Consider the following 16206-nt stretch of genomic DNA (forward strand, 5'->3'; position numbering starts at 1 on the left):
GTACCGAGAACATCCGCTCACGAATTCGCCATCCGCTACAGCAATTGCTGCAGCGGATGGCGAAGAACGTAGCGGATCGCTCTAGCGGCGGCCGGCCGTGCCCGCGATGTTCTCGAGCATCCCCCGGAAGATGATGCCGTGGAACGGGACGAGCACGTACCAGTAGAGGCGGCCGGCGATCCCGCGCGGGAAGAAGATCGCCCGTTGGTGCACACGCGACCGGCCCGACTCCAGCGGTTCGACCCTCCATTCGAGCCACGCCCCACCGGGTGCCCGCATCTCCGCGCGCAGACGCAGCAGAGTTGGGCGTTCGATCAGTTCGACGCGCCAGAAGTCCAGGGCATCGCCGGTGTGCAGGGTCTTCGGATCGCGGCGACCCCGGTCGAGACCGACGCCGCCGACGAAACGGTCGAGCCAGCCCCGGATCGTCCACGCCAACGGGAAGGAGTACCACCCGTTCTCGCCACCGATGCTCTCGACGACGGCGAAGACCTTCTCCGGAGACGAATCCGACTCGAGCGACCGCTCGTCGGTGAAGACGACCTCCCCCGCCCAGTCCGGGTCGGACGGAAGCGGATCGGCGGGTGCGCCGACCGGGGACGCGTTCGTCCACGTCGTCTCGACCTCTCCCCGCTCGATGCGGCCGAGGGCGAGCCGGACGGCGTCGCGATAGCCGGTGAGACCGGATTCCGGTGGAGGGATGATCGAGTCGATGTCGTGGTTGCGCATCACCGCGTCGGTCGACAGCGACTCGAGGAGCGCGCGACCGAGAGGCGGAGGAATCGGTGTCACCAGGCCGATCCACAGGCCCGCGAGCTTCGGGGTGAGGACGGGCAGGACGAGGATCCGGCGTTTCGTCAGACCGGCGACCTCCGAGTACTGCTGCATCATCTCGCCGTACCGCAGGACGTCGGGTCCACCGATGTCGTAGGTGCCGCTGCGGGGGAGGGATGCATCGGCGGCGGCGAGCAGGTAGTGCAGGACGTCGCGTACCGCGATGGGCTGGATCCGGTTGTTCACCCAGCGCGGGGTGGTCATGACGGGGAGCCGGTTGCTCAGGTGCCGGATCATCTCGAACGACGCCGAACCCGAACCGATCACGACGCCGGCCTGCAGCACGAGCGTCGGTACACCGGAATCCATCAGGATGCGTCCGACCTGGGCGCGTGAATACAGGTGCGGCGAGAGATCACCCGACTCCGGGTGCAGCCCGCCGAGGTACACGATGCGGGAGACACCGTTGTCCCGTGCCGCGTCGGCGACGTTCTGCGCCGCCCGCTTCTCCGCGTCGACGAATTCGTCGCGGCCACCCATCGAATGCACCAGGTAGTACACGACGTCGATGTCGCGACACGCCTCGTGCAGCGATTCCGCGTCGTCGAGGTCGCCGCGGACGATCTCGACGTCGTCCGCCCACGGCACGTCGCGCAGCTTGTCGGGGCTGCGCGCGAGCACCCGTACCCGGTAACCCGCGTCGAGCAGGCGCGGAGCGAGCCGGCCACCGATGTAGCCGGTCGCTCCGGTGACCAGGACACGCTTTCCGCTCACGACTCCTCCAGGATGTGGCCGAGTTGATGACGCAGCGACGCTTCGAGATCGGGACGCCGGAAGCGGTGCCCGGCGTCGATCAACGCCTTCGGGACGACGAACTGGTCGGCCTGGGCCACCTCGCGCGCGCCCTCGTCGCCGAGCAGCAATCGCGGGCCGAAACCGGGGACGGGCAGCAGTGCGGGACGGTGCAGCACCGACGCCAGTACCCGGGTGTATTCCTCGTTTCGGACCGATTGTGGTGCAACGGCGTTCACCGGTCCGGTCAGAGCGGGATCGGTGAGGGCGCGGTGGTAGACCTCGAGGAGGTCGTCGATGTCGATCCAGGAGAACCACTGCCGACCGTCACCGAGCCGGCCCCCGAGACCGCTCGCGAACAGCGGCCGCATCAACTGCAGTGTTCCGCCGCGGGGTGTCTGGACGATGCCGGTGCGCACGTGCACGACCCGCAGGCCCCTCTTCTCCGCGGGATGTGCTGCGGCCTCCCAGTCGGCGACGACGTCGGCGAGGAAACCCGTTCCACGGGATGCGTTCTCGTCGAGTGGTGTGTCACCCCGGTCGTAGCCGTAGAGACCGATCGCGGATGCGGAGACGAAGGTCGCGGGACCGTTGGGTGTGCTCGCGGCGAGTTCGGCGAGTCGGCGTGTCGGTTCGATGCGGCTGTCGCGGATCGCGGCCTTGTGGGAGTCGGTGAACCGTCCCGCGATCGACGCGCCCGCCAGGTGGACGACGGCGTCGACGCCTTCGAGTAGGTCGGGCGCCGGATCCTGCGGGTCCCAGCGTCGTTCGTCGGGCCCTTGCGGTTGCCGGCGCACCAGGCGGACGACCTGGTAGCCGCCCGTGGACAGGAAGGCTGTCAGGGCGGTACCGACGAGTCCGCTCGATCCGGTCACCGCGACCGTCGCCGGCCGGATGCCCTGCGCGTGCGACCAGCGGTGGCTCGCGAGATCGTCGGCGAGCTGGCGGTGCCGGTAGCGGAAGGTCTGGGTGAGGAAACGACCCGGTACCGGTGTGTCGACGCGATCGGTGACGCGGGTACGAAATTCGTCGACGACGTCGAAACGATGCTCGTGGCGCCACGAGCCGATGACGGTGGCGGGGCGCGACAACAGGCCGTCGTGCGAGAGTTCGTCGACGAAACGTGCTGGTGGATCGTAGTCCTCGGGGCTGTGCCGGGAGATCCAGCGCAGGCCACCGGGGAGACCGAGGACGGCCGTGCCGGATTCGAGGGAGTCGGCCTCGGCGACGACGTTCATCGGTTGCCAGGGTGGGATCAGGCGGAGGATGGCGCCGGGCCGGGAGTGCCAGTCGAACACCTCGTCGCGCGGTGCGTCGACGACGCTCGAGAATTCGATGCCCATGCCCTACCTCCCGTTTGCAGTGATGCTCACCCGGTGGTCACGGCGCCGGGGCGCCCGGTGGTCACGGCGCCGGAGCGGACTCCGGCGCCGTATCCACTCAAGCAGGAAGGACGCTGATCAGGAAGGTTTATGCGTCGACGAGCGGGTTGTGGATGGCCATGAAAGCTGCCTCGACGAGAGCGCGCACTGCGGTGTCCTTTCGTTGGGTGTACGGCGAACAGGTTGTCCGTCCAGAAGTTGTTCGGAGCACCACCACGACCGGATGGGTCGTGTCGCCGACTTTTTCATCGGGGTGAGCGAATCCGCTCGTATCTGTCCAGAGCGACGCGACGTTCGTGTGCGTGATCGACGACCGGCTCCGGATATCCGTCCGGAGGGCCGTCGGGCAGGCTGTGCACACGAGCGCCGTCGATGCTCCGCAGTTCGGGTACCCACCTGCGCACGTATTCACCCGTCGGATCGAACTTCTCGCCCTGCCGGGTCGGATTGAACACCCGGAAGTAGGGAGCGGCGTCGGTGCCGCTTCCCGCCGTCCACTGCCAATTGTGTTGGTTGGACGCCAGATCGCCGTCCACCAGGTGCTTCATGAAATGTCGTGCCCCACGCCACCACGGCAGGTGCAGGTCCTTCGTCAGGAACGACGCGACGATCATCCGTACCCGGTTGTGCATGACGCCCTCGGCGAGGAGCTGCCGCATCCCGGCGTCGACGATCGGGAATCCCGTCCGGCCCTCGCACCACGCGGCGAACAGGGCGTCGGCGTCGGGTCCGGAATCGTAGGTGATGGCGTCGAAGTCGTTGTTGTAGTTGGTCCGGGCGGTCTCGGGTCGCTGGAACAGGACGTCGGCGTAGAAGTCGCGCCACGCCAGTTCGCTGCGGAAGGTGACGGCCCCGTCGTCCGACCGGTTCCTCATGTCGTGCAGCAGGGTCCGCGGATGGATGCAGCCGAATTTCAGATAGGGAGACAGGCCGCTCGCGCCGTCGAAGGCCGGCCGGTCGCGGTCGGTGGCGTACCGCTCGAGCCCGTCGTCGAGGAATTCGTGCCACCGTTCCAGCGCGGCCGCCTCACCGGCCGGCGGTAAGGGTTCGTCGCCGGCCTCGGGAATCGGCAGGCGTGCGGAGTAGCCGCTCGGGTCGACCCAGTCGGCGGTGTCCGGTCCGGTCGCCGCGGGTGTGTGCCATCCGTGGTCTTTCCAGGCGCGGCGGAAGGCCGAGAACACCTTGTATGCAGTGCCGTCGGGTTTCGTCACGCGGCCCGGCGTGACGGCGTAGGGCGAGCCGGTGGCTACCAACGGAACGTCGCCGAGCGCCTCGGCGACCGCCCGGTCGCGTCGCGTGCCGTAGGGGCCGTGGTCGGAGCTGATGTGAACCGCGGTCGCATCGAACTCGGCGGCGACCTGCGGCACCAGCGTCACCGGGTCTCCCTCGACGACGAGCAGTTGTCCGCCGAGATCCCGGTCGAGGGCTCGCAGGCATCCCATGAGGAAGTCGCGCCGGCGGGCCCCGGACGGACGGAGCAGCGCGTCGTCGAGGACGAACAGGGCGAGGACCTCGTCGGCGGCCTCGGTGGCGGAGAGCAGGGTGGGCAGATCGTTCAGTCGGAGATCACGACGGAACCAGATGATGCTGGGGCGGGCCATGGATCCAGTGTCGGGGACAATGGGTGCCATGTCCGACGCATTCGATGTACCGATCCGCGACGAGTCGATCCGGCTCGGTCAGTTCCTCAAGCTCGCAAGCCTCATCGAATCGGGTGCGGAGGCCAAGGAAGTGATCGCCGACGGGCTGGTGTCGGTCAACGGTGAGGTGGAGGTGCGTCGCGGCCGTCAGCTGAAGGTGGGTGATGTGGTGGAGATCGCCGGGGCGAGCGCGCGGGTCGCGCACGAATAGCGGGTCGACCCGCGCGCTCGGGTGATCAGTTCTCGCCGCGGACGACGACGCCGTCGGAGTCGCTGTAGACGATCTCGCCCGGGTTGAACGTCACGCCCCCGATCTCGACGGGCACGTTCTTCTCGCCGGAGCCGGTCTGGGTGCTCTTGCGCGGGTTGGTGCCGAGGGCCTTGATGCCGATGTCGAGCGTGCGCAGGATCGCGGAGTCGCGGACAGCGCCGTTGACGATGACCCCGGCCCAGCCGTTGTCGACACCGCGACCGGCGATGATGTCGCCGACGAGTGCGGTGTGGATGCTGCCGCCGCCGTCGACGACGAGCACGCCGCCGTTGCCCGGCTCGGAGAGGGTCTGCTTGACGAGCAGGTTGTCCTGGAAGCAGCGGATGGTGGTGATGGGACCGACGAACTCGGCGCGGCCACCGAACTGGATGAACTGCGTGTCGCAGCTGCGGATGTCCGGGCCGATCTCGTCGGCGAGGTCTGCAGTGGCTGTGAAGGCAGGGGCGTCACTCATGGTGCGAGGATAAGCGGGCGCAGTTCCCCGCACGGTGGGGAGGTCCGGTCAGGACGCGCGGCCGAAACGGCGCTCGTAGTCCTCGCGTTCGCGCGCGGCGCGGGCGCGTGCCTTCGCGCTGAGCAGTTCCGGATCGAGCCCGTGCTGCTGGAGGCGGTGCCGTTGCCAGATGGGCATCAGCGCCACCGAGAAGTAGATCCACGGCAGCAGCAGCAACAGCATCATCGCGATCGGGATCCACACCGGCCCAGGGATGAACAGGAACAGCAGGAGCAGCGGGATGATCGGCAGGTTCCATCGCAGCAGGTAGCGGCGTGCTCCGCCGGGGCCGAGGACGTCCTCGCGTACCCACTCCCGCATCTCGGGCGGTAGCGCGCGACCGAACATGTAGCCGATCCGCTGCAGGAAATTCGGTCGTGCACTACTCATCATGAGATCCAGGATAGGCCGTCACTTGTCGTAGAGGCCTGCCAGCCTGTCGGCGAAGTTGTCGACGACGACCTTCCTGCGCAGCTTCATGCTCGGTGTCAGGTCGCCCGACTCGACCGACAGTTCGCGTTCGATGATCGTGAACTTCTTGATCTGCTCCCACCGGTTGAGCTGCAGGTTCAGCTCGTCGATGTATCCGGAGATCAGTTCGTGGGTCTTCTCGTGCCGCGCGATGTCCTCGAACGATCCGCTCAACCCGTTCTTGTTCGCCCATTCGCCGACGGACTCGGGGTCGAGCGCCACCAGCGCCACGCAGTAGGGCTTGCCCTCGCCGTAGACGACGATCTCCGACGCATACGGGCACATGCCCCTGAAGGTCGCTGCCAGCGACGACGGGGCGACGTACTTGCCCTGCGACGTCTTGAACATGTCCTTCTTGCGGTCGGTGATGCGCAGGTAACCCTCGTCGTCGAGGCTGCCGATGTCGCCCGTGTGGAACCATCCGTCGTCGGAGAGCGACTCGGCGGTCGCGTCGGGCCGGTTGTGATAGCCGGTCATCACACCCGGGCCCCGGACGAGCACCTCGCCGTCCTCCGCGATGCGGACCTCCGTGCCCGGGACGGGCCAGCCCACCGTGCCGATGCGGTTGGCGTAGGGACGGTTGACGAACGTCGCGGCCGAGGTCTCCGTGAGGCCGTAACCCTCGAGGACGGGGATGCCGACGGCGTCGAACCACTCGCCGACGTCGGGGTTGAGCGCCGCCGACCCGGAGATGAAGAACCGCAGGCGGCCGCCGAAGCGTTCGCGGATGGTGGAGAAGACCAGCTTGTCGGCGAGGCCGTGCTGCAGGTTGTCGAGCAGTCCGGGCGACCTGCCGGCCTGCTTGGCCCTCGACACGTTCCGGCCCACGCCCACGGCCCAGTCGAAGATCTTCTTCTTGGCGCCGCCTTCCTCCTCCATCATTCCCTCGACGCGTGCGTGGGCCTTCTCGAAGATGCGCGGGGCCGCACCCATGAAGGTCGGGCGGACGACGGCGAGGTTCTCGACGATCTTGTCGACGCGTCCGTCCACAGCGGTGGGGAAGCCGATCTGCAGGGGGAGGGTGAGCAGCACCTTGCCGAAGACGTGGGACAGCGGCAGCCACAGGTACTGCAGGTCGTCGGAGGTGAGCATGTGCAGCGAGTCGATGGCGGCGGCCTCGTAGGTCCACGCCGAGTGCGGCAGGCGCACGCCCTTGGGCTTACCGGTGGTGCCCGAGGTGTAGATGAGGGTGGCCAGGTGCTCGGCCCTGATGCTGTGGATCCGGTTCAGCACCGCGCCGGAGTCCTCGGCGAGCAGGCCGCGGCCCAGTTCGGCGAGTTCGTCGAAGGTGATGACCCAGTCGCCGTCGCCGGTGCCGTCGAGGACCACGACCTTCGCCACGTCGGGTAGATCGCCGCGGTGGCCCACGAGTTTCTCGACCTGCCCGGCGTCCTCGGCGATGACGATCCGGCTGCCGGAGTCGGCGACGATGAACGCGACGTCGTCGGCGTGGGTGGTGGGGTAGACGGTGGTGGTCGCGGCGCCCGCGCACATGACGGCGAGGTCGCCGAGCACCCATTCGTAGCGGGTGGACGACGCGAGGGCCACGCGGTCCTCGGGCTCGATACCCAGAGCGATCAGGCCGGCCGCGAGCAGGCGTACCCGATCACCGGTCTGTTCCCACGTGACCGACGTCCAGCCGTCCTTCCCGTCGGGGAAGCGGAAGGCCTCGGCGTCGGGTGTGGCGGCCACTCGATCGATCAACAGGCGGGCGACCGAGGGAGCCCGGTTGTCGATGACCGCTCGGTCGACCTTTTCCTCGGAGACGCGCGTCGTTGTCGTCATATATCGAAGTCTAGGTAGCGGAACCGTCCTTCTGGTGAATATAAGTTGGAACTTATATAGTGGGGCCATGCACGGGTTCGAGGTCCTCGCAGATCCGGTTCGCCGCCGCATTCTGGAACTGCTCGCGGGCGGTCCGCAGGCGGCCGGGGAGATCGTCGCGGCGATCGGCCGGGAGTTCTCCATATCCCAGCCGGCGGTCTCACAACATCTCAAGATCCTGCGCGACCAGCGGTTCACCGTCGTCCACAAGGACGGCACCCGCCGCTACTACGAACTCGATCCCGCAGTCCTCGTGGAACTCGAGGACTGGCTCGCGGGCCTGCATCCCCCGGTCTTCGCGGCGCTCGACGCGCTGGAGACCGAGATCGCGCGCGGCAAGCGTGAGCGGCGGAACCGCGACGCCGTCCCGCCCGCGCTCCCTGCTTCCGACGAGAGAAGGAAATCCTCATGAAGAATGTGATCACGGGCAACGAGACGAGTCGCCGCACGGTCGGTCGTCGCACCGTCGAGGGCCACGAAGCCAAGGTCGTCACGATCTCGCGCAGCTACCGCACGAGCGCCGAGGACCTGTGGGAGGCATGCACCGACCCGCGACGCATCCCGCGCTGGTTCCTGCCCGTCGAGGGAGACCTCGAGGTCGGTGGCCGGTACCAGCTCCAGGGCAACGCCGGTGGCGAGATCCTTACCTGCGATCCGCCCAGGACGTTCACGGCCACCTGGGAATTCGCGGGCCAGGTGAGCTGGATCGAGGTGTCGGTCCTGCCCGAACCGGGAGACCGTGCGCGCCTCGAACTCTCGCACATCGCCCGCCCCGACGAGCACTGGGAGCAGTACGGCCCGGGCGCGGTCGGTATCGGTTGGGACCAGGCACTTCTCGGACTCGGCCTGCACATCGAATCGGGAGAGGCGGTGGATCCGAAGGAATTCGAATCCTGGTCGATGTCCGAGGAAGGCCTGCAGTTCGTCCGCGACAGCAGCGCGGCCTGGTGCGAGGCCGACATCGCCGCGGGCGAGGACCCCGAACAGGCGCGCGTCGCCGCCGAACGGACGAGTGCGTTCTACACGGGCGGATAGAGAGCCGGATCAGGCAGGGGCGCCGACGCCGACCACGTCGAGATCGTGGCCGATCACCAGGCGCCCGTCGAATCCGGCGCCGCATCCTTCCCAGGTGGAATCGGGTCGATTGCCCGGGACCATGTGTGAGAGTACCAGCGTTCCCACGCCCGCTTCCTGGGCGATCGGACCGAGATCCTCGATGAGGGTGTGTGATTGGACGAGGTGCTGGTATAGCCCTTCCTGGGCATCCGTGCGGGGCTCGGGGAACAACGACTCCGGCCAGGCCGGGTCGATTACCTCGTGTACCAGAACGTCCGCTCCCCGTGCGAGTTTCACAAGATTGGGTGTGGGGCCGGTGTCTCCGGAGAAGACGATCGAACCGTCGTCGCTGTCGAAACGGTAGGCGAGAGCGGGAAAGACGGGAGCGTGGTCGACCATGGTCGCGGACACCCGGACGCGGTCGTCCTCGAAGAAGGTGAACGGTTCCATGTCGGGGCAGGGGTTGCCGTTCGGATCGGCCAGATACTGCGCCGGTACCGGAACGTCGAAGGCCTCCCACAGGGCGTCGGGGGCGGGCTTGCGGTTGTCGAACAGACGATCGTTGAAATCGGTGGCGAACGCCTGGACGATCAGGTCCGTCATCTCCCGGGTACCCGGTGTCGGATTGCCGGGTGCCACGGGTTCCGGTGCGGGGCCCTGCCCGAACAGGGGTGGGAGTACTCCACGATTGCCCGGGCCGTAGACGGGGATCTTCTCCACGTGCTGCAGTCCGTTGTAGATCCCCTCGGTGAGGATGTTGTTGAGGTCGACGACATGATCGGAATGGAGATGGGTCAGGAAGATGCCGCCCAGGGCATCGAGGGGGCCGTCGATATCGGTGTCGAAGTTGGGTCCGAGTTCCGCCCCTCGTAGGCGCCGCATGACACCGTGACCGGCGTCGACGAGGTAGTACCGGTCTCCGACCACGACGGCGGAGGAGATGCCTTCGCGTTCGCTCCCCGGCCAGTAGGGAGGACCGCCCGAGGTGCCGAGCAGAACCAGGCGCGTACGCTGCCCCCGATACGGCTCCGGCGCGAACCGGCGATCGGGCGATGGAGCCGCAACAGCCGTGTCGGTACCGGGACTGCATGCGGTGGCCGCCACAGCCGTGGCGCCGACGGCGAAACTGGCCAACAACTTTCGTCGGGACACTCCGGCCGAGTACAGCCGTCCCAGAACATCACACATGTACACGCTCCCCTCCGGTCGAGTCGCCGCGAACCGTTCCGTGATCCGATGTGACGCAGACCATATTTCCGGGATGAGGGGGCGTCGATCCGGTGAGCGCGGTCGTGATCCGGTGAGCGCGGCCGGACCACACGATCCGCCCGATGTCGGTGCCCCGCCGCTCGTGTTCAACCGTCCGAGCGTCGCCGCTGCCGGGCGTTCGCGTGTGCGGCAGCCGAACGCAGTACCTGCGGCGTGCGTCGCGCCGCCCGGAGAACGACGCGGTCGAAGGTGTTGAGCGAGACTCGTTTCCGCGGCGCCTGCAGGGACGGCTGTCCGCCGGTCAGGGCGAACAGGTGGACCTTGCCCGGCACGCCGGCGAGCCGATGCGAGCCCCTGTCGGCGAACTGCAGTCCCGATCCACCGGCCAGCTCGCGCACATGGCTCGAGACGAGCACCTCGCCGGGGCCCGCCGCTGCGCCGATGCGTGCCCCCACGTGCACGGTCAGACCGGTGACGTCCGTCCCGGTGGGCTCGACGGTGCCGACGTGCACCCCGGCGCGCACCTCGAACCCGAGGCGGCGGGCCTCCGCGACGATCCGCGCCGCGCACTGCACGGCGGCCACGGGCCCGTCGAACAGACTGAAGGTGCCGTCCCCGACGATGCTCATCAGCTCTCCACCCGCTTCGGTCACGGCGAACCGCACGTCGCGTTCGTGACGCGCGAGCAGAGCCCGGTAGGACGTGTCGCCGATGCGTGCGAGGAGCCTGGTCGATCCCACGATGTCGGTGAACAGGGTGGCCGCGAACCGCCGGCCGGCGTCGACGGGCGGGACGGACCCGCGGACGAGTTCCTCGACGATCGTCTGGACCTGCGACCACGCTTCGCCGAGAGCGGCGCCGCGCGGTGACGGCCGCGTGATCACGAATTCTCCGTGCGGCACCAGATCGGCCACATGTCTCGCCGCGGCCATCGGCATCGAGCCTCCGGCGAGCAGCACCACCTTCGTCGGGCACTGCACGGAGGCGAGGGCATGCGAATAGTCGATCCGCAGACTCGCCTCGAGGTGGGCGCTCATCGTGCTCGGCGACGCGGAGCACCGTTCGAGCATGGCCATCAGCCGACGGTTGTAAGGGCTGTCGACGTGGAGGTCGGTCAGCGCCATCGTGCGTCCCTCGCCCCAGTGCCGCACGGCGTCGCGCCACAGCGCGACGAACTCGTCGACGTCGGATTCGGTCCACCCGTGCGGGGGCCGGTCGTAATCGAGCAACGGTTCGCAGTACGGCGAGATCAACATCAGTGCGTTGACACGTTCGGGTGCGGTCGCCGCGACCAGCGCCTGTGGGCCACATGTGCTGTGGATCCCGACGAGGGTGGCGTGCCGGATCTCGCCCGGTTCGTCGGGTAATGAGCTTGTCCGCCGGAGAGGGATGTTCTCATGACACGTTCGTCGGAAGACGGAGATCTCGGTCGTCGTATCGCGCAGCTGGCGCGTGGCTTCTACCGTCCGACCGATCTCGACGAGACTCTGCGCGGTGTGACGGCGGCGGCCGTCGAACTGGTGAAGGGGGCCGCCTGTGCCGACATCCTCATCGTGACCGGACGCAAGCACTTCCGTTCCCTCGCCGCGACCTCGGAGATCGCCGAGCACCTCGACGACGTCCAGGAACAGTTCGGCGAGGGTCCGTGCCTCGATGCGAGCTTCAAGTACCTCGTGGTGCGCGCCGACGACCTTCGGACGGAAACACGCTGGCCACGTTTTGCGAAGGCCGCCGTGGATGCGGGTGTGCTCGGCGCCTTGTCGTTCCAGCTGTATCTCGATCAGGAGAGCATGGGCGCGCTGAACATGTTCTCCTTCGAGGCCGACGCATTCGGTCCTCTCGCGGAGGCGACCGCCGAGGTCCTGGCCGCCCACGCGGCGATGGCGATGAGCGCGGCGCGCAGTCAGGGGCAGTTCGCGTCCGCCCTGGCGACCCGCGACATCATCGGGCAGGCGAAGGGCATGATCATGGAACGTTTCGGTATCGACGCCGTCGCGGCCTTCGAACTGTTACGCAAGCTCTCGCAGGACAGCAACGTCCCCCTCGCCGAGATCGCCCGGCGGATCGTCGAGGCCGGTACCGAGCGCAAGGGCGACGAGCACAAGCACGAGGCGGAGGCCGACCCCACGTCTGTGTGACAGCACACACCCCGCCCGGGTAGGTTTGGTGAAACCGCAAGTACTACTCACCGGTAGGGGTGCATCATGCCAGCTCCGAGCGCTGCGACCTTCCAGCGTCTTGCCGACCTCATCGCGATCCCCGACGCCGCCGAGCGGACCACCCGCCCCGTCGTCGAGGCGTACACCGGACGGGAACTGGCCACCGTGCCGGTCGGCACGGCCGAGGACACGAAGGCCGCGATCGACCGGGCTCGCACCGCGCAGGTCGCGTGGGCGAAGCTCCCCGTCGAGAAGCGTGCCGCGATCATGCACCGCTACCGCGAACTCGTGCTCTCCCGGCGCGAGCAGCTCATGGACATGGCGCAGGCCGAGACCGGCAAGTCCCGGGTCTCCGCGCAGGAAGAGGTGCTCGACATCTCGATGACCGCGCGGTTCTACGCGCGCGTCGCACCGAAGCTGCTGCGCCCCCGCAAGGCCACGGGCATGCTGCCGGGCCTGACGAAGACCACCGTCCTGCACCATCCCAAGGGTGTCGTCGGCGTGATCGCGCCGTGGAACTACCCGATGACGCTGGCGGTCTCGGATGCGATCCCCGCCCTGCTCGCCGGCAACAGCGTGGTGCTCAAGCCCGACAGCCAGACGCCCTACTGCGCGCTCGCCGTCGTCGAACTCCTCTACGAGGCCGGTGTTCCCCGCGACGTCTTCGCCGTGGTCACCGGTCCCGGCACCGTGGTGGGCACCGCGATCGTCGAGAACACCGACTACCTGATGTTCACGGGTTCGTCGGAGACCGGACGTCTGCTCGCCGAGCAGGCCGGCCGGCGCCTCATCGGGTTCTCCGCCGAACTCGGCGGCAAGAACCCCATGATCGTCACCGCCGGGGTGAACCTGCGCGAGGTCACGAACGCCGCGGTGCGGGCGTGCTTCTCGAACTCCGGGCAGCTGTGCATCTCGATCGAGCGGATCTACGTCGAGAAGTCGATCGCCCCCGAGTTCATCCGGATGTTCGGGGCGCGGGTGCGCGAGATGTCGCTCGGTCCCGACTACGACTTCGGCACCGAGATGGGCTGCCTCATCAGCGAGAGCCAGGTCAAGACGGTGACCCGGCACGTCGAGGACGCCGTCGCCAAGGGCGCGACCGTCGTCGCCGGCGGAAAGGCGCGGCCCGACCTCGGCCCGCTGTTCTTCGAACCCACGGTGCTCACGGACGTGCCCGAGGACGCCGAGTGCTACCGGGGAGAGACGTTCGGCCCGGTGGTGTCGATCTACCCGGTGGACGACGTCGAGGAGGCGATCCGCGAGGCCAACGACACCGAGTACGGACTCAACGCGTCGGTGTGGGCGGCGACGAAGGCGCAGGGCGAGGCCATCGCGGCGCGGGTGCGTGCCGGCACGGTGAACGTCGACGAGGGATACGCCCCGGCATGGGGCAGCACCGACGCGCCGATGGGCGGGATGGGCATCTCCGGCATGGGCCGTCGCCACGGCGCGGAGGGCCTGTACAAGTACACCGAGGCGCAGACCATCGCAACGACGCGACTGCTCAATCTCGACGGCCCGCGCGGACTACCGCGGCGGGTGTGGGCGAAGATGCTCGCCCCCTTCGTCAAGTCGATGCAGTGGTTGCCGGGTCGCTAGGCACCGGATCGTTCTTCCGCACGATGGTGGTCGCGAGGGGTTTCTCGACGACGAGACACAGCAGGACCCCCGCGGCCACCACGAGCGGCGCGATGTACAGGTAGATCGGCACGAGCGCATCGTTGTACGCCTCGAGAACCGGGTGCCGGAGCGCGTCGGGCAGTGCCCGGACCGCACCGGGGGTCAGCGAATCGGATCGTCGATGCCGGTTCACAGATCGTTATTCTCACCGACGTTGGCGATCGGTGGCGGGCCGGATCTCGGCCTCGCGGAAACGGGAGACCGCCACCAGCCCCACCACGAGGAAGATCACCGGGAGCAGCACCGCATTGCCCATCGCGGCACCGAACGCAAGCGTCCCCTCGCCCATCTGCATCACCGCGCCGAGGGCGGCCGCACCGAGCACCGCGCCGACCTGCCGGGCGGTGTTGTAGACGCCCGAACCGGCACCGACGAGGTCACCGGGCAGGTCGCGCAGCGAGATCGTCGAGTTCGGGGCCCAGCACAACGAGTTGGCGAAACCGAGCAGCACGATCGGGATCAGGAGCCAGCCGACGGACACCCCGAGGTGCATCGCCACACCGAACGACAGCATCGCCGCGATCATCGCGGAGAAACCGATCCGGGAGATCCGACCCGGCGCGACCCGATCGGTGACGCGTCCGATCACCGGCGCCATGATCACCGAGATCACACCCATCGGCACCAGCATCAGACCCGCGACCTGCGCGGACAGCCCTTGACCGACCTGCAGGTAGAGCATGATCGGCAGGTTCACGGCGTAGACCGTGAAACCCAGCGTCGCCACGGCGGTCACTCCGAGGGCGAAGTTGCGGCGGGTGAACAACCCGAGCGGGGCCAGCGCCTCGGTGCCGCGGGCCGCCGCGGTTCGCTGCAGTCGCACGAACATCCCGAATGCCACGATCCCGATACCGAGGACGACCCAGACCCACACGGTCCAGCCGACCTCGGGGCCCTGCTGCAGGGAGAAGATGACCCCGGTGACCGCCACCAGCGAGACGACGGCACTCAGCACGTCGATGCGACGCGCACCGGTCGGCAGCTTCGGCACGTACCGCGCGACCATCACCAGAGAGATGAGGCCCAGCGGGATGTAGACGAAGAAGACCCACCGCCACCCGCCGGTACCGACGAGCACCCCACCGAGGACGGGGCCGAACAGACCCGCCGAACTCGCCACCGCGCTCCACACACCGGTGGCCGCGCCCCGCCGGTCGTGCGCGAAGATCCGGTGGATGATGCTCAGCGGCTGCGGGTTGATCAGCGACCCGCCGAGCCCCTGCACCGCACGCAGCGCGATCAACCACTCGATCGTCGGCGCCATCGAGCACGCGAGGGCCGCGGCCGTGAAGATCGCCATGCCCACCAGGTAGACGTTGCGCTGACCGAATCGGTCGCCGAGACGACCGGTGACCAGCAGCGGAACCGCGAAGGTCAGCAGATAGGCCGCCGACACCCACACCACCTGGTTGATGCTCGCGTCCAGATCCTCGCGGATGCGCGGCAACGACACCGCCACGAGCGACTGGTCGAGCAGGGTGATGAACAGACCCACGCACAGGGCCGCCAGCGCACGCCAGGCCCGAGGTTCGGGGATCGGGGCAGCGCTGCGTCCCGCAGCCGACGCACTCACTCCTCGACCGTGATCTCCGCAGCGTCGTCGTAGAAGCACACGTATCCCTCGATGAACTCCATGCCGGGGAACGGCTCGGGGTACGACCATGCGACGTTCTCGGCCGGCGGCGTCCCGGAGAACGACCAGTACCGCGCGACACCCTTGTAGGGGCAGCTCGTCCGCCACTCGGATTCCTCGAGCACCGAGAAGTCGACGTCCTCGGGTGGCAGGTAGTAGCGGGTCGGGAGGCCGGTCTCGAACACGAGCACGGGATTGCGGGTCTCGGCGACCACGACGTCGCCGATGGCCACCCGCACGTGCCGGGAGCTGCGCAGGGCGTCGACGCGGTGATAGGGGTCGCGCGGATGGGTGAACACCTCGGTCTCCTCCTCGAACCACCGCTCGCCTTCGTCGACGTCGTCACCCGACCCGGTCTCACCCCACCGGAACCACTGGAAGACGAGACGGTCGTCGAGCCCGTCGACGTCGAGCTGGCAGACCGGTGAATAGGCCCGCTGGTCGCCGACGACGATGTCGTACCACTGCCACACGTCCTGCCGGGAGCGGCTCGGCGACAGGGACGCCGAGATCAGGTCGAGCCGGACGTCCTCGCGGGGGAAGGCATAGAACGGGACGGGCTTGCCGGGCGCCCACACCAGCACGGCCCGGGTGCTGTCGACGACCTTCCTGCCGAACCACTCACCTCGGATCCTGCGATCGACGGGTTCGTAGAGGTAGTCGTCGGTCTCCGGCGGCCGTCGGAGCACAGCGGTCTTGCGGGCGGTCATACCTCGACCGTATCGCGCCCGTCCAGGGACGGGACGAATCCGGAAGCCCGACCCATCCGCGCGGCGACCGGCTCCGAATACGGCAAGAGACGGCGTGAAGGCCGTCACCCGA

General features: G+C 68.2%; 16 protein-coding genes. 5 read left to right on the forward strand and 11 right to left on the reverse strand.

Going from position 1 to position 16206, the window contains the following annotated elements; genetic code table 11:
• Positions 1-81: 81 nt before the first annotated feature.
• The 3 genes from CKW34_RS00500 to CKW34_RS00510 form a co-directional block, all read right to left on the reverse strand.
• Complete coding sequence (locus CKW34_RS00500) at positions 82-1548, reverse strand: SDR family oxidoreductase (RefSeq protein WP_059382033.1); 1467 nt, start codon at positions 1546-1548, stop codon at positions 82-84.
• A complete protein-coding gene (locus CKW34_RS00505) occupies positions 1545-2909 on the reverse strand; it encodes a TIGR01777 family oxidoreductase (RefSeq protein ID WP_059382034.1) in 1365 nt (454 codons plus the stop codon). Before CKW34_RS00505 ends, CKW34_RS00500 begins: the two co-directional genes overlap by 4 nt.
• A 284-nt stretch (positions 2910-3193) precedes the next feature.
• Complete coding sequence (locus tag CKW34_RS00510; protein ID WP_059382035.1) at positions 3194-4549, reverse strand: cryptochrome/photolyase family protein; 1356 nt, start codon at positions 4547-4549, stop codon at positions 3194-3196.
• A 28-nt stretch (positions 4550-4577) separates the two neighbouring features.
• Between CKW34_RS00510 and CKW34_RS00515 the strand changes: the two genes are divergently transcribed.
• A complete protein-coding gene (locus CKW34_RS00515; protein ID WP_006553353.1) occupies positions 4578-4799 on the forward strand; it encodes an RNA-binding S4 domain-containing protein in 222 nt (73 codons plus the stop codon).
• A 25-nt stretch (positions 4800-4824) separates the two neighbouring features.
• On the opposite strand, the gene rraA is transcribed toward CKW34_RS00515, so the two are convergent.
• From rraA to CKW34_RS00530, 3 genes are read right to left on the reverse strand one after another with little or no spacing between them, the layout of a single operon-like run.
• Entirely contained in the window at positions 4825-5313 is a 489-nt protein-coding gene (gene rraA / locus CKW34_RS00520) for a ribonuclease E activity regulator RraA (RefSeq protein WP_059382036.1), read from the reverse strand.
• Between the two features lie 48 nt (positions 5314-5361).
• Entirely contained in the window at positions 5362-5745 is a 384-nt protein-coding gene (locus CKW34_RS00525; protein WP_059382037.1) for a DUF5313 family protein, read from the reverse strand.
• Between the two features lie 18 nt (positions 5746-5763).
• Positions 5764-7608, reverse strand: coding sequence for an AMP-dependent synthetase/ligase (locus CKW34_RS00530; protein WP_059382038.1), 1845 nt, complete (start codon positions 7606-7608; stop codon positions 5764-5766).
• 67 nt (positions 7609-7675) lie between these two features.
• Between CKW34_RS00530 and CKW34_RS00535 the strand changes: the two genes are divergently transcribed.
• Both CKW34_RS00535 and CKW34_RS00540 read left to right on the forward strand, forming a co-directional pair.
• The gene (locus CKW34_RS00535) at positions 7676-8059 is read left to right on the forward strand and encodes an ArsR/SmtB family transcription factor (protein WP_059382039.1); all 384 of its coding nucleotides are present in this window, start codon (positions 7676-7678) and stop codon (positions 8057-8059) included.
• The gene (locus tag CKW34_RS00540; protein ID WP_059382040.1) at positions 8056-8682 is read left to right on the forward strand and encodes an SRPBCC family protein; all 627 of its coding nucleotides are present in this window, start codon (positions 8056-8058) and stop codon (positions 8680-8682) included. The genes CKW34_RS00535 and CKW34_RS00540 overlap by 4 nt, the downstream gene beginning before the upstream one ends.
• A gap of 9 nt (positions 8683-8691) precedes the next feature.
• Here the strand turns inward: CKW34_RS00540 and CKW34_RS00545 are convergent, their stop codons facing one another.
• Positions 8692-9837: an MBL fold metallo-hydrolase gene (locus tag CKW34_RS00545; protein ID WP_059382041.1), complete on the reverse strand. Its 1146-nt coding sequence runs from the start codon at positions 9835-9837 to the stop codon at positions 8692-8694.
• 221 nt (positions 9838-10058) lie between these two features.
• Positions 10059-11168 carry an adenylate/guanylate cyclase domain-containing protein gene (locus CKW34_RS00550; protein WP_059382042.1) on the reverse strand — a complete coding sequence of 370 codons (1110 nt, stop codon included), beginning with the start codon at positions 11166-11168 and terminating at the stop codon, positions 10059-10061.
• 141 nt (positions 11169-11309) lie between these two features.
• Between CKW34_RS00550 and CKW34_RS00555 the strand changes: the two genes are divergently transcribed.
• Both CKW34_RS00555 and CKW34_RS00560 read left to right on the forward strand, forming a co-directional pair.
• A complete protein-coding gene (locus CKW34_RS00555) occupies positions 11310-12050 on the forward strand; it encodes a GAF and ANTAR domain-containing protein (protein WP_059382043.1) in 741 nt (246 codons plus the stop codon).
• A 66-nt stretch (positions 12051-12116) separates the two neighbouring features.
• On the forward strand, positions 12117-13670 hold the full coding sequence (locus tag CKW34_RS00560) for a succinic semialdehyde dehydrogenase (RefSeq protein ID WP_059382044.1): 1554 nt from the start codon (positions 12117-12119) through the stop codon (positions 13668-13670).
• Here the strand turns inward: CKW34_RS00560 and CKW34_RS00565 are convergent.
• Genes CKW34_RS00565 through CKW34_RS00575 form a run of 3 tightly spaced genes read right to left on the reverse strand, consistent with a single transcriptional unit; the run spans position 13639 to position 16094 of the window.
• A complete protein-coding gene (locus tag CKW34_RS00565; RefSeq protein ID WP_059382045.1) occupies positions 13639-13884 on the reverse strand; it encodes a hypothetical protein in 246 nt (81 codons plus the stop codon). The genes CKW34_RS00560 and CKW34_RS00565 overlap by 32 nt on opposite strands.
• 12 nt (positions 13885-13896) lie before the next feature.
• On the reverse strand, positions 13897-15324 hold the full coding sequence (locus tag CKW34_RS00570; protein ID WP_059382046.1) for a DHA2 family efflux MFS transporter permease subunit: 1428 nt from the start codon (positions 15322-15324) through the stop codon (positions 13897-13899).
• Positions 15321-16094, reverse strand: coding sequence for a DUF427 domain-containing protein (locus CKW34_RS00575; RefSeq protein ID WP_059382047.1), 774 nt, complete (start codon positions 16092-16094; stop codon positions 15321-15323). The genes CKW34_RS00570 and CKW34_RS00575 overlap by 4 nt, the downstream gene beginning before the upstream one ends.
• Positions 16095-16206: the final 112 nt, after the last annotated feature.

The organism is Rhodococcus rhodochrous, from assembly GCF_900187265.1.
In the GTDB taxonomy this organism is placed as follows: domain Bacteria; phylum Actinomycetota; class Actinomycetes; order Mycobacteriales; family Mycobacteriaceae; genus Rhodococcus; species Rhodococcus rhodochrous.

Excerpts from the sequence above, each read along its gene's own strand:
- CKW34_RS00505 (WP_059382034.1), bottom strand. The coding sequence starts at position 2,909 with ATGGGCATCGAATTCTCGAGCGTCGTCGACGCACCGCGCGACGAGGTG.
- CKW34_RS00510 (WP_059382035.1), bottom strand. The coding sequence starts at position 4,549 with ATGGCCCGCCCCAGCATCATCTGGTTCCGTCGTGATCTCCGACTGAAC.
- CKW34_RS00515 (WP_006553353.1), top strand. The coding sequence starts at position 4,578 with ATGTCCGACGCATTCGATGTACCGATCCGCGACGAGTCGATCCGGCTC.
- rraA (WP_059382036.1), bottom strand. The coding sequence starts at position 5,313 with ATGAGTGACGCCCCTGCCTTCACAGCCACTGCAGACCTCGCCGACGAG.
- CKW34_RS00525 (WP_059382037.1), bottom strand. The coding sequence starts at position 5,745 with ATGATGAGTAGTGCACGACCGAATTTCCTGCAGCGGATCGGCTACATG.
- CKW34_RS00530 (WP_059382038.1), bottom strand. The coding sequence starts at position 7,608 with ATGACGACAACGACGCGCGTCTCCGAGGAAAAGGTCGACCGAGCGGTC.
- CKW34_RS00535 (WP_059382039.1), top strand. The coding sequence starts at position 7,676 with ATGCACGGGTTCGAGGTCCTCGCAGATCCGGTTCGCCGCCGCATTCTG.
- CKW34_RS00540 (WP_059382040.1), top strand. The coding sequence starts at position 8,056 with ATGAAGAATGTGATCACGGGCAACGAGACGAGTCGCCGCACGGTCGGT.
- CKW34_RS00550 (WP_059382042.1), bottom strand. The coding sequence starts at position 11,168 with ATGTTGATCTCGCCGTACTGCGAACCGTTGCTCGATTACGACCGGCCC.
- CKW34_RS00555 (WP_059382043.1), top strand. The coding sequence starts at position 11,310 with ATGACACGTTCGTCGGAAGACGGAGATCTCGGTCGTCGTATCGCGCAG.
- CKW34_RS00560 (WP_059382044.1), top strand. The coding sequence starts at position 12,117 with ATGCCAGCTCCGAGCGCTGCGACCTTCCAGCGTCTTGCCGACCTCATC.
- CKW34_RS00575 (WP_059382047.1), bottom strand. The coding sequence starts at position 16,094 with ATGACCGCCCGCAAGACCGCTGTGCTCCGACGGCCGCCGGAGACCGAC.